At 45.5% G+C, this 20,116-nt stretch carries 19 protein-coding genes and 5 tRNA genes; 12 read left to right on the plus strand and 12 right to left on the minus strand.

Features of this window, described 5'->3' with window-relative positions:
- Nucleotides 1–59 precede the first annotated feature (59 nt).
- From ELZ11_RS17745 to orn, 6 genes are all read right to left on the minus strand, one after another.
- Nucleotides 60–135 (minus strand) — tRNA-Gly (locus ELZ11_RS17745).
- Nucleotides 136–193: 58 nt separating this feature from the next.
- Nucleotides 194–270 (minus strand) — tRNA-Met (locus ELZ11_RS17750).
- Between the two features lie 36 nt (nucleotides 271–306).
- A tRNA-Gly gene (locus ELZ11_RS17755) sits at nucleotides 307–382 on the minus strand.
- Nucleotides 383–436: 54 nt separating this feature from the next.
- Nucleotides 437–512 (minus strand) — tRNA-Gly (locus ELZ11_RS17760).
- A gap of 56 nt (nucleotides 513–568) precedes the next feature.
- A tRNA-Gly gene (locus ELZ11_RS17765) sits at nucleotides 569–644 on the minus strand.
- A 180-nt stretch (nucleotides 645–824) separates the two neighbouring features.
- The gene (gene orn / locus ELZ11_RS17770; protein WP_137358725.1) at nucleotides 825–1,370 is read right to left on the minus strand and encodes an oligoribonuclease; all 546 of its coding nucleotides are present in this window, start codon (nucleotides 1,368–1,370) and stop codon (nucleotides 825–827) included.
- A gap of 139 nt (nucleotides 1,371–1,509) precedes the next feature.
- Between orn and rsgA the strand changes: the two genes are divergently transcribed.
- The 4 genes from rsgA to ELZ11_RS17790 all read left to right on the plus strand — a co-directional run bounded on the left by rsgA (nucleotide 1,510) and on the right by ELZ11_RS17790 (nucleotide 6,211).
- Entirely contained in the window at nucleotides 1,510–2,565 is a 1,056-nt protein-coding gene (gene rsgA, locus ELZ11_RS17775; RefSeq protein ID WP_137358726.1) for a small ribosomal subunit biogenesis GTPase RsgA, read from the plus strand.
- Nucleotides 2,566–2,675: 110 nt separating this feature from the next.
- Nucleotides 2,676–3,584 carry an archaetidylserine decarboxylase gene (gene asd, locus ELZ11_RS17780; protein ID WP_137358727.1) on the plus strand — a complete coding sequence of 303 codons (909 nt, stop codon included), beginning with the start codon at nucleotides 2,676–2,678 and terminating at the stop codon, nucleotides 3,582–3,584.
- A 217-nt stretch (nucleotides 3,585–3,801) separates the two neighbouring features.
- On the plus strand, nucleotides 3,802–5,217 hold the full coding sequence (locus ELZ11_RS17785) for an SLC13 family permease (RefSeq protein WP_137358728.1): 1,416 nt from the start codon (nucleotides 3,802–3,804) through the stop codon (nucleotides 5,215–5,217).
- A gap of 106 nt (nucleotides 5,218–5,323) precedes the next feature.
- A complete protein-coding gene (locus tag ELZ11_RS17790; RefSeq protein ID WP_137358729.1) occupies nucleotides 5,324–6,211 on the plus strand; it encodes a DMT family transporter in 888 nt (295 codons plus the stop codon).
- 47 nt (nucleotides 6,212–6,258) lie between these two features.
- Here ELZ11_RS17790 and epmA read toward each other — a convergent pair whose 3' ends face one another.
- On the minus strand, nucleotides 6,259–7,230 hold the full coding sequence (epmA, locus tag ELZ11_RS17795; protein ID WP_137358730.1) for an elongation factor P--(R)-beta-lysine ligase: 972 nt from the start codon (nucleotides 7,228–7,230) through the stop codon (nucleotides 6,259–6,261).
- A gap of 451 nt (nucleotides 7,231–7,681) precedes the next feature.
- Between epmA and frdA the strand changes: the two genes are divergently transcribed.
- The 4 genes from frdA to frdD are packed head-to-tail and all read left to right on the plus strand — an operon-like array spanning nucleotide 7,682 to nucleotide 11,062.
- Nucleotides 7,682–9,514 carry a fumarate reductase (quinol) flavoprotein subunit gene (gene frdA / locus ELZ11_RS17800; RefSeq protein ID WP_137358731.1) on the plus strand — a complete coding sequence of 611 codons (1,833 nt, stop codon included), beginning with the start codon at nucleotides 7,682–7,684 and terminating at the stop codon, nucleotides 9,512–9,514.
- The gene (locus ELZ11_RS17805) at nucleotides 9,514–10,278 is read left to right on the plus strand and encodes a succinate dehydrogenase/fumarate reductase iron-sulfur subunit (RefSeq protein ID WP_116869747.1); all 765 of its coding nucleotides are present in this window, start codon (nucleotides 9,514–9,516) and stop codon (nucleotides 10,276–10,278) included. The genes frdA and ELZ11_RS17805 overlap by 1 nt, the downstream gene beginning before the upstream one ends.
- A gap of 1 nt (nucleotide 10,279) precedes the next feature.
- Nucleotides 10,280–10,663 carry a fumarate reductase subunit FrdC gene (gene frdC, locus ELZ11_RS17810; RefSeq protein ID WP_008219063.1) on the plus strand — a complete coding sequence of 128 codons (384 nt, stop codon included), beginning with the start codon at nucleotides 10,280–10,282 and terminating at the stop codon, nucleotides 10,661–10,663.
- Between the two features lie 12 nt (nucleotides 10,664–10,675).
- Nucleotides 10,676–11,062 carry a fumarate reductase subunit FrdD gene (frdD, locus tag ELZ11_RS17815; RefSeq protein WP_004741337.1) on the plus strand — a complete coding sequence of 129 codons (387 nt, stop codon included), beginning with the start codon at nucleotides 10,676–10,678 and terminating at the stop codon, nucleotides 11,060–11,062.
- A gap of 156 nt (nucleotides 11,063–11,218) precedes the next feature.
- Here frdD and efp read toward each other — a convergent pair whose 3' ends face one another.
- Complete coding sequence (gene efp / locus ELZ11_RS17820; protein WP_137358732.1) at nucleotides 11,219–11,785, minus strand: elongation factor P; 567 nt, start codon at nucleotides 11,783–11,785, stop codon at nucleotides 11,219–11,221.
- A 33-nt stretch (nucleotides 11,786–11,818) separates the two neighbouring features.
- Between efp and epmB the strand changes: the two genes are divergently transcribed.
- The 3 genes from epmB to ELZ11_RS17835 all read left to right on the plus strand — a co-directional run bounded on the left by epmB (nucleotide 11,819) and on the right by ELZ11_RS17835 (nucleotide 13,966).
- The gene (epmB, locus tag ELZ11_RS17825; RefSeq protein ID WP_137358733.1) at nucleotides 11,819–12,841 is read left to right on the plus strand and encodes an EF-P beta-lysylation protein EpmB; all 1,023 of its coding nucleotides are present in this window, start codon (nucleotides 11,819–11,821) and stop codon (nucleotides 12,839–12,841) included.
- An 18-nt stretch (nucleotides 12,842–12,859) separates the two neighbouring features.
- Nucleotides 12,860–13,366 carry a prepilin-type N-terminal cleavage/methylation domain-containing protein gene (locus ELZ11_RS17830; RefSeq protein WP_137358734.1) on the plus strand — a complete coding sequence of 169 codons (507 nt, stop codon included), beginning with the start codon at nucleotides 12,860–12,862 and terminating at the stop codon, nucleotides 13,364–13,366.
- Between the two features lie 111 nt (nucleotides 13,367–13,477).
- Complete coding sequence (locus ELZ11_RS17835) at nucleotides 13,478–13,966, plus strand: MgtC/SapB family protein (protein ID WP_137358735.1); 489 nt, start codon at nucleotides 13,478–13,480, stop codon at nucleotides 13,964–13,966.
- Nucleotides 13,967–14,009: 43 nt separating this feature from the next.
- On the opposite strand, the gene ELZ11_RS17840 is transcribed toward ELZ11_RS17835, so the two are convergent.
- From ELZ11_RS17840 to ELZ11_RS17855, 4 genes are all read right to left on the minus strand, one after another.
- Nucleotides 14,010–15,533 (minus strand): sensor domain-containing diguanylate cyclase, encoded by a 1,524-nt coding sequence (locus ELZ11_RS17840; protein WP_137358736.1) that lies wholly within the window; start codon nucleotides 15,531–15,533, stop codon nucleotides 14,010–14,012.
- Nucleotides 15,534–15,668: 135 nt separating this feature from the next.
- A complete protein-coding gene (locus ELZ11_RS17845; RefSeq protein WP_137358737.1) occupies nucleotides 15,669–16,226 on the minus strand; it encodes a VC2662 family protein in 558 nt (185 codons plus the stop codon).
- A gap of 308 nt (nucleotides 16,227–16,534) precedes the next feature.
- A complete protein-coding gene (gene groL / locus ELZ11_RS17850) occupies nucleotides 16,535–18,181 on the minus strand; it encodes a chaperonin GroEL (protein WP_137358738.1) in 1,647 nt (548 codons plus the stop codon).
- 51 nt (nucleotides 18,182–18,232) lie between these two features.
- Complete coding sequence (locus ELZ11_RS17855) at nucleotides 18,233–18,523, minus strand: co-chaperone GroES (RefSeq protein ID WP_137358739.1); 291 nt, start codon at nucleotides 18,521–18,523, stop codon at nucleotides 18,233–18,235.
- A gap of 253 nt (nucleotides 18,524–18,776) precedes the next feature.
- On the opposite strand from ELZ11_RS17855, the gene ELZ11_RS17860 reads away from it, so the two are divergent.
- The gene (locus ELZ11_RS17860; RefSeq protein WP_137358740.1) at nucleotides 18,777–20,114 is read left to right on the plus strand and encodes an MATE family efflux transporter; all 1,338 of its coding nucleotides are present in this window, start codon (nucleotides 18,777–18,779) and stop codon (nucleotides 20,112–20,114) included.
- The last annotated feature ends 2 nt before the right edge of the window (nucleotides 20,115–20,116 follow it).

The following is a 20,116-nucleotide window of genomic DNA, read 5'->3' on the forward strand; positions in this document are numbered from 1 at the left end:
CTACCAAGCTGCTCCATCCCGCGTCCGGATGCATTGTTAAGTACAATGAAACTTTAAATTGGAGCGACACACGAGGTTCGAACTCGTGACCTCAACCTTGGCAAGGTTGCGCTCTACCAGCTGAGCTAGTGTCGCATAAGTTAACCGCTGCTCTTTACTGCCTTGGGCAATCGATAAGCGTTCAACTGTAATGTGGTTGCGGGAGCCGGATTTGAACCGACGACCTTCGGGTTATGAGCCCGACGAGCTACCAAGCTGCTCCATCCCGCGTCCGGATGCATTGTTAAGTACAATGAAACTTTAAATTGGAGCGACACACGAGGTTCGAACTCGTGACCTCAACCTTGGCAAGGTTGCGCTCTACCAGCTGAGCTAGTGTCGCATCAGGAAAGGTCTTTCACCTTTCGATTATCGCTTAAAGCCATAATCTACAAATTGGAGCGACACACGAGGTTCGAACTCGTGACCTCAACCTTGGCAAGGTTGCGCTCTACCAGCTGAGCTAGTGTCGCATCACAGGAAAGGTCTTTCACCTTTCGATTACCGCTTAACGCAATAATCTATAAATTGGAGCGACACACGAGGTTCGAACTCGTGACCTCAACCTTGGCAAGGTTGCGCTCTACCAGCTGAGCTAGTGTCGCATTCTGAAACGTCTTTCGTCGTTCAGGGCTGCGAATTATAAGAGCATTTTTTTGTGATGCAAGTCCTTCATACAAAAAAAAATGATTTTTTTCTCATTTGCTGAAAAAGCACACAAAAAAACACTTCAGGTCGCTAAATTTTGGATCTATATGAGGAAAATCAGGAATTTCTCGTCAGTATTAGATCGTAATAATAGTTTCACGATAATACTTAAGTTCTGCAATTGACTCACGAATGTCATCAAGTGCTAAATGCGTTCCCTTCTTCGAAAAACCATCTAAAATTTCAGGTTTCCAACGGCGAGTCAGCTCTTTGAGCGTGCTAACATCAATACAGCGATAGTGGAAGTATTCATCCAGCTCAGGCATATGCTTCACAAGGAAACGACGATCCTGGCCGATGCTATTGCCACAGATTGGTGATTGACCAGCAGGAACCCATTTCTTCAAGAATTCAATGGTTTGACTTACGGCTTCTTGTTCAGTCACAGTGCTTTCTTTCACACGTTTAACCAAACCGCTTCCAGTATGGGTTGTGGTACACCACTCATCCATTTTGTCCAACTCAACGTCAGGTTGATGAATTGCCAATACCGGTCCTTCAGCTAGGATATTCAGCTGACTATCAGTCACGATAGACGCTATTTCAATGATTTTATGAGTTTCAGGATTTAGACCCGTCATCTCAAGATCGACCCAGATTAGGTTCTGATCGCTAAAGGACATAAAGAGGTTGCCTATTTGTTTACGTGTAAAAGAGGTACTATACCCAATTAACTATGCTCAAACTAGTTTTACAGTTGCTGAAACATGCAGCGTTTGGGTTCCCAGTCACTATTAAGTTAGATGTGTTAAGTAGAAAACCGTGGCAAAAAAGAAAAAGCTGACCAAAGGTCAAGTACGACGCGTACGTAGCAACCAGAAGAAACGACTCAAGAAAGAAGATTCCATTCAATGGGATGAAAACATGCTTGGGGCAACCAAAACCGGGCTGGTTATCACTCGCTTCGGCCAACATGCTGACATTGAAGACTTAGAAACTCAGGAAATACACCGCTGTAACTTGCGTCGAGGTATTGAGAGTTTAGTGTCTGGCGACAAAGTTATTTGGCGTGCTGGATTAGAATCCATGGCCGGCATTTCAGGTGTTGTGGAAGCCGTTGAGCCGAGAACCTCTATCCTAACTCGCCCGGATTACTACGATGGCCTTAAGCCTGTTGCAGCTAACGTCGATCAGATGGTTATCGTATCAGCTGTCCTGCCAGAGCTTTCATTAAATATCATTGACCGTTACCTCATTGCATCCGAAACGTTGAGTATTGCTCCGTTAGTCGTGCTCAATAAAGTGGACTTACTGACTGAACAACAAATTGCGGAATACCAAGAAACCCTCAAAGAATACGAGAAGATTGGCTATAAAGTGATGTTCGTCAGTAAAGAATCCGGTTACGGCATTAAGGAACTCGAAGCTGAGCTTAAAGATCGCATCAACATCTTTGTTGGCCAATCAGGCGTGGGGAAATCAAGTCTAGTGAATGCGCTAATGCCGACACTAGATATCGAAGAAGGCGCGGTTTCTGAAAACTCAGGGCTTGGCCAACATACCACTACCGCAGCACGCTTATATCACTTCCCATCAGGCGGTGATCTGATTGACTCCCCAGGAGTTCGTGAGTTTGGTTTATGGCACCTAGAGCCAGAAGCCATTACCGAAGCTTTTGTAGAATTTAAGCCGTTTCTTGGCGGGTGTAAATTCCGTGATTGTAAACACAATGACGATCCAGGCTGCCTACTTCGTGAAGCGGTAGAAGACGGGAAGATCAGTAAGCTACGTTTCGATAACTATCACAGAATCATCGAAAGCATGGCTGGCAACAAAGACAACCGACAGTATTCCAGAAATAAGAAAGCGGATCTTTAGTCGCTATTTTTGTGAACAAATATGAGCATTTGCTGACAATTGGCGCGAATTTCAGTAACATCTCGCGCCCTAAACAGTGAATCAATCAGTTAGCATTGGAAAAATACACAATGGATAAGATCAAAGTTGGACTACAGTACTGGATCCCTCAACACGGATTAACTCGTCTAGTCGGTAAAATTGCTTCTGCAAAAGCTGGTGGTTTAACTACAGCTATCATCAACTGGTTCATCAAACAGTACAAAGTGAACATGGATGAAGCTTTACATAGCGATCCAAAGCACTTCAAAACGTTCAATGAATTTTTCGTTCGTGAGCTAAAAGAAGGCATGCGTCCTATCGCTGAAGGTGACTCTGTAATTGTGCACCCTGCAGATGCTCGTGTAAGCCAATTTGGTCCTATTGAAGACGGTAAACTAATCCAAGCTAAGGGTCATAACTTTTCGGCTCAAGAGCTACTAGGTGGCGATGCTAATCTAGCAGAAGAGTTTAAAGATGGTGAGTTTGCTACGCTTTACCTTTCTCCAAGCGATTACCACCGCGTTCACATGCCATGTGATGGTACGTTACGCCAAATGATCTACGTACCTGGTGATTTATTCTCAGTGAATCCATTAACGGCTGAAAACGTACCTAACCTTTTTGCTCGTAATGAACGCGTAGTATGTATCTTCGACACTGAATTTGGCCCAATGGCACAAGTTCTGGTTGGTGCAACGATTGTAGGTAGCATTGAGCAAGTTTGGGCTGGCACAATTACTCCTCCTCGCGGTAATACGGTTTACAAGTGGGATTACCCAGCTGAAGGTGACAAAGCGGTTATCTTGAAGAAAGGTGAAGAGATGGGCCGCTTCAAGCTTGGCTCTACCGTGATTAACTTATTTGCTAAAGATGCCGTTCAATTCGATGAATCGATGGCAAATGGCGAGAAGACCGTTCTTGGTACGCCTTACGCTCATACCAAAGCAGCGGAGTCTGTTGAAACAACTGAAACACCAGAAAGCCAAAGCGAAGCATAGCCTTCTATTACAGTTTCAAATCTAATCAATAAGGCGAGTTAGAAATAACTCGCCTTTCCTTTTTCTGGCGTGAAATAGCACTTTGAAATATTGACCAAAAGCAAAGCTACTGCCGAAACACTGAACAAGTTTTCGAAAGTTCAACTCGCCTCCAAGTACTCATTTATCGGATAACTTACTCTATTCATGAATAATTTACTTATAGGGCCTATCTACCATGCCAAAGTTGAATGCCAACATTTTGGTGAAGTTACTTATCTGTTTTTCCATTCCTCTAGGCGTGTTATTCATGCCTATCGATGCAATCCCTATCGACGATCTCACTTTAATCCAGCATCGATTATTAGCCATCTTCTTACTGGCCGCTTTACTTTGGGTGTTAGAGCCTGTGCCCGTTTTCGCCACTTCCATCCTCATCATTGCGCTGCAACTGGTGATGATTTCCGATAAAGGCTTACACCTATTTAGAAATCCACCAGCCGGTCATGAGCTAGGAGAACTCATGAATTACACTGATATATTCAGTGCTTTTTCTTCCCCTATCATCATTCTTTTTATGGGTGGTTTTGCTCTGGCGATCGCTGCGTCAAAATATGAACTGGACAATAACCTGGCCCGCGTTTTACTTAAGCCTTTTGGCACGCAACCTAAGTTCATCATGTTAGGTCTCATGCTAATCACCGCTGTGTTTTCCATGTTCATGTCGAACACCGCAACAACGGTAATGATGCTCGCACTGCTAGGGCCAATAGTCGCTTCAGCGCCTCGTGGGGACTTAGGTATTAAAGCGCTAGTGCTTTGTATTCCAATCGCCGCCAATACCGGTGGCATTGCTACACCAATAGGAACACCTCCTAATGCCATCGCTCTACAATACTTAACCGGAGAAAACAGCATCGACTTCCTAAGCTGGATGATGATGGGATTGCCCTTTGTCATTATTCAGCTGACCATCGCTTGGTTCTTATTGCAGAAGTTGTTCCCGTCAGAGCAGCGAAATATGACGCTTAAGTTAGATGGGCAATTCAAGAAAAGCTGGCGTGCGATTGTAGTTTACGCCACCTTTGCCGCCACCATCCTATTGTGGATGACCACTAAGCTGCATGGTATGAACACCTATGTGGTTTCAATTATCCCGTTAGCTGTCTTTACGTTAACTGGCATAATGGGTAAAGAAGAGCTCAAACTGATCAATTGGGATGTATTGTGGCTAGTGGCAGGTGGTATTGCTATCGGCATCGGCTTAGACAAAACCGGTCTTGCCGCCGCCCTCGCCCACGCAATAGATTACGAATCACTTTCCCCTGCATCGGTGGTGATTACCCTGTCTATCGTATGCTGGTTAATGGCGAACTTCATGTCGAACACCGCCACAGCAAACTTATTGATGCCTATTGCCGCCGCGATTGGCGCGTCGATGGAAAGCTTAGCAGCGATCGGGGGCTTGCAAGGGTTACTTGTGGTTGTCGCCTTCTCAGCCTCTCTTGGAATGATTCTACCCGTCTCAACCCCACCTAACTCACTGGCTTACTCGACCGGATTAATCGAGAGCAAAGACATGGCGAAAATGGGGATTATTCTAGGTTTGATTGGTTTAGGTATTGTTTACCTCGCCCTATTCCTATTCGTCTAACCTCGCCCCTTCATTTCCCCCTCTAATTCATTACTTTGTAATTAGAGGGGATTAAGGCATATTGAATCCCTACGTACCAACTTCTCTAATATGGACGCACTTTTCAATGGGATTTGAATGGCTGGCCCTTGCGGCTGCATTTCTTTGGGCGATTGCCAGTTTAATGTCGGTAAAACCTGCGCAGCATTTAGGTTCTTTTGCCTATAGCCGTTGGCGTATGGGCTGTACAGCCCTAATGCTATCGAGTATGGCTTTTGTTACTGGTGGATGGTCGAGTGTTGAAGCTGAGCTAGTCACGCCGATGATGCTGTCCGGCCTGATTGGTATCTTTATTGGTGATACAGCTCTATTTGCCTGTTTGAACCGGATGGGACCGCGTCAAGCTGGCTTACTGTTCTCTTGCCATGCGGTATTTTCTGCCGTTCTTGGTTATTTTCTCTTTAGTGAGAGCATGACCTCGACGGAATTGATTGGCTCAGCGTTGGTCTTCAGTGGCGTCCTGACGGCGATTTTCTTCGGCCGAAAAGGACAATCTCAAAACCAACTCGAGTCTATAAAAGGTAAGGTGTGGATAGGTGTCGGGCTAGGGTTAGTCGCCGCTATGTGCCAAGCGCTAGGTGGCATTATCGCTAAGCCAGTCATGCAAACTAATATCGATCCTGTTGCTGCTTCTGCCATTCGTATGATCACGGCTTTTGCGGCTCATTCATTGTTTCGCTTCACTGGCGCAAAATTATCGCGGCCTATCAATCCAATGACCCCCAAGCTCTTGGGCATCACTGCAATTAATGGTTTCTTAGCAATGGCAGTCGGGATGACGTTAATTCTATACGCATTACAAGATGGGAACGTCGGCATGGTTGCGCTGTTGTCCTCTACAACGCCTATCATGCTGCTGCCAATCTTATGGTTTTATACTAAGAAACGGCCCAACATTTACGCTTGGGTAGGTGCCATTGTTGCCGTTGTCGGAACAGGCATTTTGGTACAGTAACTAGCAGTAATGGGCTTGCTGTCAGGCCGCCCATTACTAACTGACAGCTACGATCTAGGGAAAGGGAAAGCGGTCACGTCGTCGATATGGTCGTAACCCAAAGCCAGCATGATTAGCCTATCGATACCCAATGCAACACCCGCACAGTCTGGCAGGCCTGCTTTTAGCGCCTCAATCAAATGATGGTCAATCGGTTGAGGCGACAAGCCCATCTCGATACGCTTGGCATTATCATCTTCAAAGCGCTTAAGCTGCTCTTGTGGCTTATCTAACTCATGGAAGCCGTTTGCCAGCTCGATGCCTTTGAAGTACACCTCAAAACGGTCAGCCACTCGCGGATCATTCGGGTTAATCTTGGCTAATGCCGCCTGTGAAGCTGGGAAATCATAAACAAATGCGGGCACTGTCTGGCCAATCTTTTCTTCGACACCCACGCTGAATAGCAGTTGTAGCAAGGTATCGCGGTCCTCTTCGGGGTCAGCAATATCACTTAACCCAAGCTTGGCTGCCGCTTGTTTTAGAGTATCCATAGAATCTTCAAGCGGACACACGCCCAGCACATCAATAAAGGCTTGTTGGTAAGTCATACGCTCAGCTTCGCCCGACTTTAAGATTTGCTGTAATAACAAATCCATTTCATCCATCAGGTCATGATGATCAAAACCGACACGATACCACTCCAGCATGGTGAACTCAGGGTTGTGGTAACGACCGTTCTCTTCATTACGAAACGACTTACAAATTTGGTAAATACAGCCACTTCCAGCAGCCAGCAAACGTTTCATATGAAATTCAGGGCTTGTCATAAAGAACAGAGGCTGGCCTTGCGCGTAACCAGGGCCAACGAATTCAGTTTTGAAGGTATGCAAATGCACATCGGTCACCGTGGAGTGACTCATGGCTGGCGTATCGACCTCCATTACGTCTCGCTCTGCAAAAAAATGGCGGATTTGATTAAGGATATCAGCACGTTGCTTTAACTGCTTAATGGTTGCGGCAGGTTGCCATGTAGAGTGCATTACTAAGTTCCATATCACTGAATTCTAGGCGACGGAAATTATCATTTTTCGCTGCTTTTGTAAGCTTCTATCTTTGCATTAATGAAACCAATACGCTGGTAAGGTGAAGCCATAAAATCACGTTCTACAATACAATTATCAATATTCAACCTTGCCCAACATTGATAACAAAAATCAGACTCAACAAGCCGTTAACACAAGCCCTATGGGCAAATCGTTATCAATAATTGATTGCCGTGATTACAGTCACATAAGCTATAAATTTTATGCCTCCATATGCATTACCGGAACAAAAACCTAAATACATCAATTTTTCAAACACCCTCCTCTCTTACACTGAACCTACCACTTAAGGCTTAGAGGTGATAATCGGTTGATGCCGTTTACTGCTCTCTAAATAGGCTTTTTATAATAACAAGCGGAATACTCCGCATCACACTGGAGAATAACTGTGAAGACAATTACCACAGATATCGCAGTCATCGGCGCAGGCGGCGCTGGTCTTCGTACAGCAATTGCAGCAGCTGAAGCTAATCCTGATTTGGAAGTAGCACTGATTTCTAAAGTTTACCCAATGCGTTCGCACACGGTAGCAGCAGAAGGCGGTTCAGCAGCGGTAATTAAAGACGAAGATAGCCTAGACAACCACTTCAACGATACTGTTGGCGGTGGCGACTGGCTATGTGAACAGGATGTTGTTGAATACTTTGTTGAAAACGCGACTCGCGAAATGATCCAAATGGAACAATGGGGCTGCCCATGGAGTCGTAAAGAAAACGGTGAAGTAAACGTACGCCGATTCGGCGGTATGAAGGTAGAAAGAACGTGGTTCGCAGCGGATAAAACTGGCTTCCACATGCTTCATACTCTGTTCCAGACTTCGATGAAGTACGACCAAATCAAACGATTTGACGAGTACTTTGTGGTGGATTTGATCGTTGAAGAAGGTGAAGTACAAGGCCTTATCGCGATTCATATGTCTGAAGGTGAGCTTGTTACCATCAAAGCAAAATCGGTTGTTCTAGCAACGGGGGGCGCAGGTCGTGTTTACCACTGTAATACTAACGGCGGCATCGTGACCGGCGACGGTATGGCAATGGCTTATCGCCACGGTGTGCCACTGCGTGACATGGAGTTCGTTCAATACCACCCAACCGGCCTACCGGGCACGGGCATCTTGATGACCGAAGGTTGTCGTGGTGAAGGCGGTATCATCGTCAACAAGAACGGCTACCGTTACCTACAAGATTACGGCATGGGCCCTGAAACACCAGTCGGCGAGCCGAAAAACAAATACATGGAACTGGGTCCTCGTGACAAAGTTTCTCAAGCATTCTGGCACGAGCAGCAGAAAGGCAACACCATCAAGCACCCGCTTGGTGATGTAGTACACCTAGACCTTCGCCACCTTGGTGAAGAGTATCTGCAAGAGCGTCTACCGTTCATCTGTGAACTAGCAAAAGCGTACGTGAACGTTGACCCAGCAAAAGAGCCAATCCCAATCCGTCCTACCGTTCACTACACCATGGGTGGCATCGAAACTAACGGTACTTGTGAAACTCGCATCAAAGGCTTATTCGCGGTGGGTGAATGTGCGTCTGTCGGCCTACACGGGGCAAACCGCCTAGGTTCAAACTCTCTGGCTGAGTTCGTAGTATTTGGTCGCGTTGCCGGTGAACACGCTGTGAAACGCGCAGCAGAGTTCAAAGGTTGGAATGAAGAGTCGATCGCTAAGCAAGTAAAAGCGGTTGAAGATCGCATCGCAGCGCTGATGAACCAAGAAGGCGACGAAAACTGGGCAGATATCCGCACTGAAATGGGTCACACCATGGAAGCGGGTTGTGGTATCTACCGTCAAGAAGACTTGATGCAAGAGACCATCAACAAGATCACTGAACTGAAAGCGCGCTACAAGAAGATCAGCATTAAAGACAAAGGCAAGGTGTTCAACACTGACCTACTTTACGCTATCGAAGTCGGTTACGGCCTAGAAGTCGCAGAAGCAATGGTTCACTCAGCAATCCTTCGTAAAGAGTCTCGCGGTGCACACCAACGTCTAGACGACAACTGCACTGAGCGTGATGACGTGAATTTCCTAAAACACTCACTCTCTTTCTTCAATGAAGATGCAGCACCAACCATCGATTACAGCGACGTTAAGATCACCAAGTCTCAACCAAAAGCACGTCTGTACGGTGAAGCAGCAGAGAAAGCCGCGGCCGCTGAAAAAGCTGCAGCAGCGAATGTCGCTCAAGATGAGAACCGTGAAGAGGAGAAAGCGTAATGTCAGCGAATCGTATCCAAAAAGTAGACATTCTGCGCTACGACCCAGAGAAAGATGCAGAACCTTACATGCAGACTTTCGAAGTCCCATTCGATGAAACCATGTCAGTACTTGATGCGATTGGTTACATCAAAGACCACCAAGACAAAGATCTTTCATACCGTTGGTCTTGTCGTATGGCGATCTGTGGTTCTTGCGGCATCATGGTTGATGGCGTGCCTAAGCTAGCATGTAAGAGCTTCTTACGTGACTACCCGAACGGCCTGACTATCGAGCCTTTAGCTAACTTCCCAATCGAAAAAGATTTGATTGTCGACATGACGCCGTTCATCGAGCGCTTAGAGGCGATTAAGCCTTACATCATTGGCAATGACCGCAAGCCAGAAGACGGCACTAACCTGCAAACACCAGAGCAGATGGCGAAATACAAACAGTTCGCTGGTTGTATCAACTGTGGCCTTTGCTACGCAGCATGTCCTCAATTCGGTCTGAACCCTGAGTTCATTGGCCCTGCGGCACTGACTCTTGCTCACCGTTACAACCTAGATAGCCGTGACAACGGTAAAGATGAGCGTATGAAGCTTATCAATGGTGAAAACGGCGCTTGGGGCTGTACGTTTGTTGGTTACTGTTCTGAAGTGTGTCCGAAGAAAGTAGACCCAGCAGCGGCGGTTAACCAAGGTAAAGTTGAGTCTTCAATGGACTTCGTTATCTCGATGTTCAAGCCAGACGGCTCTCAAGTCAAAACTGCAGAGGAGGCATAATATGAGCAATCGTAAGCCTTATGTTCGTGAGATGAAGAGAACGTGGTGGAGCAACCATCCGTTCTACCGCTTCTACATGCTACGTGAAGCAACTGTACTGCCTTTGATTCTGTTCACTGTATTCCTAACCTTTGGTTTGGGTGCGCTAGTGAAAGGCCCTGAAGCGTGGGCTGGTTGGTTGAGCTTTATGGCGAACCCTATCATTGTCGGTATTAATATCGTGGCTCTGTTAGGCAGCTTAATGCACGCTCAAACCTTCTTCAGCATGATGCCTCAAGTAATGCCAATCCGCCTAAAAGGTAAATTGGTAGATAAAAGAATCATCGTACTGACTCAGTGGGCTGCGGTGGCTTTTATTTCTTTAATCGTTCTTGTTGTGGTGTAAGGAGCTTTCGTTATGAACACAAACTACAAAGTTAAGCCTGTTAACCACAATCCTCAACGCTCTGATGAGCCAATCTGGTGGGGCCTATTCGGCGCTGGCGGTACTTGGTTCGCTATGATCACGCCAATCACGATTCTAGTGCTAGGTATCTTAGTGCCAATGGGCATCATCGATGCAGAAGCAATGAGCTACGAACGTGTGTCTGAGTTCGCTACCAGCATTATCGGTGCGCTATTTATCATCGGTACCCTAGCACTGCCAATGTGGCACGCTATGCACCGTCTTCACCACGGTATGCACGACCTGAAATTCCACGTCGGCGTAGCAGGCAAAGTGGGCTGCTACTTCTTTGCAGGCCTAATCAGCGCATTGTCTGTTATTTTCATCTTTATGATTTAACAGCAAACCGCTTTCTCTAATTTAAAGGTCAGTATTACACTGACCTTTTTCTTTTCTGTAACCAAAACATAGGCAACAAAAAAGGCCACCGTAGTGACCTTCTCTTCATTCGAACGTTAGTATCAACATACCCATTCGACTATGTAATCACGTGGATTACTTAACACGACCAACGTATTCGCCAGTACGAGTATCAACTTTCACAACTTCACCGATTGCGATGAATAGAGGAACACGAACTACCGCGCCTGTTGCTAGAGTCGCTGGTTTACCACCAGTACCTTGAGTATCACCTTTCAGACCAGGGTCTGTATCAGTAACTTCAATCTCAACAAAGTTTGGCGGAGTTACAGTGATAGGGTTATCATTCCACAACGTTAGAGTACAAACGTCATTTTCAACTAACCATTTTGAAGTTTCGCCGACTGCTTTTGCGTCTGCCGCGATTTGCTCAAAAGTTTCGTTGTTCATGAAGTGGAAGAATTCACCGTCTGAGTATAGGTAACCCAGTTCAACGTCTACTACATCTGCAAGTTCTACAGTGTCGCCAGACTTGAATGTTTTCTCTAACACTTTGCCTGACAGCAGTTTACGAAGTTTTACGCGGTTGAACGCTTGGCCTTTACCTGGCTTAACGTATTCATTTTCGATAATTGAGCAAGGCTCGTTATCCATCATGAATTTTAAACCGCCTTTGAATTCATTGGTGCTTACTGACGCCATGATTTCCTCTTACACATCTTTGAGTTGATTTCAATGCCGCATATCATAACCCGAAAAGTCGAATCTGTTGAGCAAAACTGGCTCAAACAACTATCGAATGCGATCTCTGACCCGAGAAAGCTACTTGAATCCTTAGAAATCGACACTTCAGATTGGGTTAACGGATTTGCTGCACGCGAGCTCTTTGCTCAGCGAGTGCCTCAAAGCTTTGTAGAGAGAATGGAAAAAGGCAACCCTCACGACCCTTTGCTACGCCAAGTGCTACCAATCAGTGAAGAGTTTGGAATACACCAAGGTTACTCAGCCGATCCGCTAGAAGAGCAGAATAATCCGATCCCAGGGTTACTGCACAAATACAAGAGTCGAGCCTTAATGATCGTGAAAGGAGGCTGTGCAATTAACTGTCGCTACTGCTTCCGTCGTCACTTTCCCTACCAAGATAACAAAGGCTCAAAAGCGGTATGGCAGCAAAGCCTCGACTACGTTGCCAACAGTCCAGAAATCAACGAGATCATTTGGTCCGGTGGCGACCCATTAATGGCTAAAGACAGCGAGCTACAATGGTTACTCACGGCGATTGAAGATATTCCTCATATCAAAACTCTGCGAATTCACAGTCGTTTGCCCGTTGTGATTCCGGCGCGCATCACTACCGAACTTAGCCAGATTCTGCAACAAAGTCGCCTCAACATCGTCTTTGTTAGCCACATCAATCACGCCAATGAAATCAATCTAGAGCTTGAACAAGCCTTTGAAAAATTAGTAAAAGCACGAGTTACGCTACTCAACCAAAGTGTTTTGTTAAAAGGTGTAAATGATTCGGTTTCTGCGCAAACTAAATTGAGTGAAGCCCTTTTCTCTATCGGCATTCTTCCTTACTATTTGCACGTTTTAGATAAGGTGCAAGGTGCAGCGCATTTTTATGTCAGTGATGACGAAGCTCGCCGCATCATTGCAGGGCTCATTGAAAATGTTTCCGGTTACTTAGTACCAAAGCTCACACGAGAAATTGGCGGGCGCACCAGCAAAACCCCACTCGATCTCCATTTAGAATAACGACATAAACGGCAAACAATGAACATACCTCCACTCAAGCAATCCGCAGGCTTTTCTCTCATAGAGCTAGTGATCGTTATTGTCATTCTAGGGGTTCTCTCTGTCACCGCTTATTCTAAGTTTTTAAACTTACAAACTGACGCTCGCATTGCGGCGTTGAACAGTTTAAAAGGCGGGATGGTCAGTGCAAGTAACATGCTCCATGGTAAAGCTGCAAACCTAGGCATTGAAGGCGCAGCCAGTGGGGCCATTACTATCGAGGGAGATGCTATTGAGATTGCTTATGGCTACCCCGTGGCTATGAACGATCAAGCATGGGCGCTATTACTCGAAACCACCACTCTAGATGCTGTCTGGGACAATGGAATCGCTGACTGGTACTTCACCAACGAATCGGCGGGTGACGGTACGATCATCTACGCACCACGCACTAAAAAACTCGCGTCTGATCGCTGCTTTCTCGAATACACTCAGGCAACTGAGTCGACAATACCTAGCTTTTCTATCACAAATAGCGGCTGTTAATCACAGGGCTCAGTAGTTCTCTTCATCATATTTGGTTGTGGTGACGACTATTTTTATTCGTTCGACCCACCGTAAATTTGTATGCATACTCCCGCTTTTAGGGAGCGCGACATGTTAATTGAACCTTACCTCAACCTATCCCCTTTTAGTTGGTCAGCATTACTCGCCTGCGCATTAAACGGGGTATTGATTGGCGTAGAAAGGCAAACTCGAGGGAAACCGGTTGGGATCAGAACTTCCATCCTGATCATCGCTGGCACCTACTTGTTTATGACCATGGCGATAAGCTTGTCCCCCAATACATTAGACCAAGCAAGAGTGCTCGGACAAATCATTACAGGAGTGGGCTTTTTAGGGGCTGGCGTAATGATGACTCTCAACGGAAAGATTCATGGTGTCACCTCAGCCGCAATCATTTGGATGCTCGCTGCACTAGGCATGATGATAGCGCTTGGTCACTTAAGCCAGTCTATCGTTATCACTCTACTCGCGTTAGCTGTCTTGCTTGGCGTAGACAAAATAGAGAACAGCTTTCAAGGTTTGCGCCGCGGCGTACATAAAAAGTGGAAACTTAAACACGACAGTCATACTGAGCATTGACTCATACCATGTGATAAATAGGCTGGATTTCAAGCCTATTTATTTACGCATGCACTTTTATCGACACTTGGTTTTTACCGGCCAGTTTCGCTTGGTATAACTGTTCATCTGACGAACGAATACTCTGGTTCTGCCATAAGTGAGTCAAACTATCGAAACGGTACAGAGAGTACAGTGTTGCGCCTCCAGAGACAGATACACTCACTCGATCACCACTTTCACATCGGTAGCTCTGTAAACTAATATCGTTTTGTACTCGCTCAAAAATAGAAGACAACAGTTCAGAAGATTCACCGCAGATCGCCACGACAAACTCTTCACCGCCAAAACGCGCCACTATATCTTGATGACGAACACTGCTCATGATGAGTTGTGCTACATGGCAAATAACTTCATCACCCACATCATGGCCAAACTCATCGTTAACTAGCTTAAAATCATCAATATCGAACACTCCGATTCCTACAATCGGTTGTTCTTCTTGCTCCAATAACTGCGCTTCAAAGCCACGTCGATTTAGTAATCCTGTCATTGGATCCATCATGGCAAGCTTATGCAAGCGTTGGTTTTCTTGCCGACTGTAATAACGCCACAAAATCATCACGCTGCATATGTAAGTCGTAAATAGGATCATCAACTGCATCTGATCATGCTGAAGAATATGCACCACATGCTCACGCTTAGGCTCGTCTACGCTCAAGTACAACCCTGTACTTTGTCCATCTACATAAAGGGGATGAGAATGAGTAAATGCCATGATACCGAACTTGTTTTTGCCGATTGTCGAGTCGATGCTATACGCAGTTTTTCTATCAGAAACCAAATCCGCCACGTAGCCATCAACGCCCAGCACACCTTTAAAATCACCATTAACGTAGATACCTTTCGTCAGCGTAATCACCTTTTTCCCCGTTAGGTAATCACTGTATTCTCCGGTGTAAACAATTTGGTCTTGACGCTGCGTAAGCCCATAACGAATGGTATTGATCCAATATGGCCGGCTGGTCACCACCGAATCAAACGTGTCCCCACGAATATACTCAGCAAAGTCAGAAGGTGAAGAAATGATGAATTTATCTTTAGAAATGAAGTAAATCGCAGAGATAGTATCGATAGTATTAGAGAAGTAAGCCATCGAAGGTGCAATGAACAAGCGCCTATTAGCTTCTTCATTTAGTTCACTGCCACGCTCGCACATTTCTTCTGGTCCCGAGAACATAAAGTCGTACTTTGCGTCGCCTTGTTCTTCATTAATGAAGTAGCACGTTTGCTGCTCTTTTCTCTGAGCATGTGAGAATGCATAGGTGTCGTTATGAAGTGGATATAAGGCCGAGATGTTATATTCGAGCGCGCTAATGATTTGGGTTAATTCGCCCAAAGACTGACTGACATTTTGGTTCTCTGACCAATATTCGTTTTCTGATTGTTCGGCGGAATCGACCAAAAGCAAACTCAGAAATAAAAAGAAGACAACGCTAAGTCCCAATAGCGCTTTTTTAAAATGAATTGTATTGCTCTTTATCACAACAATATCACTGGCAGGGAACAAGGCCGCACATTGTACCATATGGTAAATTAACGTCTACCTGACCAGAGCAATCAAATAAGAATCTAGTTGCTTAAAAAGTAACTTTAGCCATAACGCAAAAACCCGAAGACTTAGCTTCGGGTTTCAATTTATTCATCAATTGATGGCGTTATATTACTTCGCAAAGTTTACAATCGGGAAGCATGGGAAAAAGCCATTTTCAGCACAGTTAATCAGGCCAATCTGTACGCCTTCAATCTTCGCGGTTTTATTGAAAATACCCACTTGAACTGTCGACTCACTAGAAATGTTAGCAGCGCCAACATCGACCATAGTGTCACCTTCTGAGTAGTTCACGAAGCTTACGTTAGCGCCATTTACATCATTGGTGATGTTCACGGCACCTAAGTTTACACCTGTAGTCAGGCCTGTATTCCAGTTAAAGAAACCAAGCGATGCACCTTTCATCTCTTGATTTACTTTCGATGCACCAAAAATACCAAAGTTCACACCCGTTGTACGCTGTGTTTCAGACATGCCCACGATCGCTAAATCGAGACCTGATACTTCGTCAACTTGACCGTGCAGAGCGGCTACACGAACACCAGAAACCTTGCTTGCTTCTGGAGCGTTGAAATCATTAATCGATGAGAACATTACCGGCGCGTTAGCAAATACCGCAGGCGAAGCGACAGCTGCAGATACAGCTAGTACTGAAATAAGTTTTTTCATTTGGGTGTCTCCACTGACAGATAATTAGATCGAGTTAGCCAAAACATTAGGCTAATCAATCACTTTATTTTCCTTTATAGAACAGTTACCCGTGTTAACTCTACGTCATAACTGATATTTGACTATAAGTGTCATAATGAGAAACAGCAACTCATCACATACAAGTTCATCAAAATAACTGAACTCGTGCCTGTAAAATGTGCAATCCACTTTCAAAAGGTCTAACTCACAGGATCAAAAAAGCCGAGACACAGGTCTCGGCTTTGAATATTGGGTTCTTAAGTCAACACTTAAGAAAGGCCAGCTGATTACATCATGCCGCCCATGCCACCCATACCACCCATGCCGCCCATATCAGGCATAGCTGGTGCATCTTTTTGTGGTAGGTCTGTCACCATAGCTTCTGTAGTGATCATTAGACCAGCAACAGATGCAGCAAATTGAAGTGCGCTGCGAGTAACTTTAGTTGGATCTAGGATACCCATCGCAATCATGTCGCCGTATTCACCAGTCGCAGCGTTGTAACCGTAGTTACCTTCACCAGCGCGAACGTTGTTAGCAACAACAGACTCTTCATCACCTGCGTTTTTAGTGATTTGACGGATTGGTGCTTCCATTGCACGTAGTGCAACACGGATACCAACGTTTTGCTCTTCGTTGTCACCTTCAAGGTTAGCAACTTTAGATGCAGCGCGGATTAGTGCAACACCACCACCAGCAACCACACCTTCTTCAACTGCAGCGCGAGTTGCATGAAGTGCATCTTCTACGCGGTCTTTCTTCTCTTTCATCTCAACTTCAGTCGCAGCACCAACTTTGATTACTGCAACACCGCCAGCTAGCTTAGCTACGCGCTCTTGAAGCTTTTCTTTGTCGTAATCAGACGTTGCGTCTTCGATTTGTTGACGAATTTGAGAAACGCGGCCTTGGATCATCACTTCTTCACCCGCACCATCGATGATGGTTGAGTTCTCTTTAGTGATCGTTACGCGCTTAGCTTGACCTAGGTCTTCTAGCGTTACTTTCTCAAGGTCTAGACCGATCTCTTCAGAGATTACTGTACCGCCAGTTAGGATGGCGATGTCTTGCAGCATAGCTTTACGACGGTCACCGAAACCAGGCGCTTTAACAGCAGCCACTTTCACGATACCGCGCATGTTGTTCACAACTAGCGTTGCAAGCGCTTCGCCTTCTACATCTTCAGCAATGATTAGAAGTGGACGAGATGCCTTAGCAACCGCTTCTAGAGTCGGAAGAAGTTCACGAATGTTTGACACTTTCTTGTCGATTAGAAGAATGAATGGGCTTTCTAGATCAACAGAACCCGCTTCTTGGTTGTTGATGAAGTAAGGAGATAGGTAACCGCGGTCGAACTGCATGCCTTCAACTACGTCTAGCTCGTCTTGCAGCGCTTGACCTTCTTCTACAGTGATAACGCCATCACGGCCTACTTTCTCCATCGCTTCAGCAATGATGTTACCCACTGTTGAATCAGAGTTTGCAGAGATAGTACCTACTTGTGCGATAGCTTTAGTGTCTGCACATGGAACTGAAAGGCCTTTTAGCTCTTCAACAGCCGCGATAACCGCTTTATCGATACCGCGCTTAAGATCCATTGGGTTCATGCCAGCAGCAACGGCTTTTAGACCTTCAGTGATGATTGCTTGAGCTAGAACTGTCGCTGTAGTTGTACCGTCGCCCGCTGCGTCATTCGCTTGCGAAGCCACTTCTTTAACCATTTGTGCGCCCATGTTTTGGAACTTGTCTTCAAGTTCGATTTCACGTGCAACTGAAACACCATCTTTAGTGATCGTTGGTGCGCCAAATGATTTGTCTAAAACTACGTTACGGCCTTTAGGACCTAACGTTACTTTTACCGCGTCAGCAAGAACGTTTACACCTTCTAGCATTTTAATACGTGCGTCGTTACCAAATTTAACGTCTTTAGCAGCCATCTTTATTTCCTTTAAATTCTTTATTCAGTCAGTTCAGTTTTATGGGTCGGATTACTCAACGATCGCCATGATGTCGTTTTCAGACATGATCAGAACTTCTTTGCCGTCGATTTTTTCAGATTTAGTGCCGTAGCCTTCTGCAAAAATAACAGTGTCGCCAACCTTAACATCTAGCGCTTGTACGCTACCGTTTTCTAGAATGCGGCCTTTACCTACCGCTAAAACCGTACCACGAGTCGATTTCTCTGCAGCAGAGCCTGTTAGAACGATGCCACCAGCTGACTTAGATTCAACTTCTTGGCGTTCAACGATAACTCGGTCGTGTAATGGACGGATATTCATTGGTCGTCTCTCCTGATAATTTCCATTTAATTTATATATGCCGATATTGGCAAGTGATTAGTAAAGTATGTTGGGGGTAAAGCATTAGATCCCAAGGGGTACGAGCGGAAAAAGTGTGATTAATTTAACGAAAAGATACATCTATAGGATTACAAGTGTTCTATGCGCTCACTAGTGCTTCCTGTATCCTACGTTTTTATTCTTTACGGTGACGATATGCAAGGTTCACTCAAGACAGTGCTAGGTTCATACCATGCGAGATAAACACGGATTGCTCACAGCGCCAATCGCTGACACATTGCGCACCATGACCATTCCGATGATCTTCGGCATGGTCGCGATCCTGATGTTTAACCTTGTTGATACCTTTTTCATTTCGTTACTCGGCACCGAAGCCCTTGCTGCAATTAGTTTTACTTTTCCTGTCACCTTTGCAGTGAACTGCATCACGATGGGAATTGGCATGGGTATTTCGACTTGCATTGGCCGCTTACTCGGCCAAGGTAATGACCAAAATGCAGCGCGCTTTACCAGCCATGGCTTATTGCTTGCGGTTTCCTTGGTCACCCTCGCTTCGACTCTGGGGCTATACACCATACAGCCTCTATTTAGTAGGCTGGGTGCTGAAGTTGAGCTTATCCCACTCATCGAACAATATATGCAGGTATGGTATTTAACTATCCCGCTATTGGTGATCCCAATGGCAGGCAACAGTGCGATTCGTGCAACAGGTGATACCAAGACCCCAGCAAAGATCATGATGCTCGCCGGCCTTATTAATGGCATTCTTGATCCATTGCTGATCTTTGGTATTGGCCCATTTCCCGAGCTAGGGATTCAAGGCGCAGCGATTGCCAGTGCACTAAGTTGGTTCGGAGCACTTTGTGGCTCTTTGTATGTTCTAATTATTCGAGAAAAGTTACTGGCCCTGCCACGTTTTGATGAAGTACTCGATGACTGGAAGACCATTTTACGAATAGGTACGCCTGCTGCGTTATCGAACGCGATGAACCCAATCTCGGGGGCAATCATCATGATGATGTTAGCTAAACACGGTACAGAAGCCGTTGCAGCTTACGGCGCGGCACAACGAATTGAATCGATTTTAATTCTGGTGTTAATGTCGTTAACCTCTGTACTCACGCCATTCATGGCACAAAACTTTGGCGCTAATAATCCACAGCGTAGCTTCCAAGGCCTGTTTCTGAGCATGCGTTTCTCTATCATGTTTCAGGCGCTTATCTTCTTAATGATGGTGCCACTGAGTATTCCTCTTGCGGCTTTATTCTCACAAGAACAAGCTGTAAAAGATTTACTCTGGCATTACCTACTCGTCGTGCCATTCAGCTATGGCTTTCAAGGCATCGTAATGATGTTAGTCAGTGGTCTCAATGCTATGCACCAGCCTCTCAAAGCCTTTCAGTGGAGCTTCATGCGACTATTTGTATTTACCCTGCCGTCTGCATGGCTTGGCTCTTACCTCTACGATATTGAAGGGCTCTTTATCGGTATCGCAGTTGGAAATATCGTTGGTGGCATTTTGGGATACTTGTTTGCTGTGAAAACCAGAAAACAGTTGTTAGCATCATAACC

It is taken from the genome of Vibrio profundi (assembly GCF_005281835.1).
GTDB classification, from domain to species: domain Bacteria; phylum Pseudomonadota; class Gammaproteobacteria; order Enterobacterales; family Vibrionaceae; genus Vibrio; species Vibrio profundi.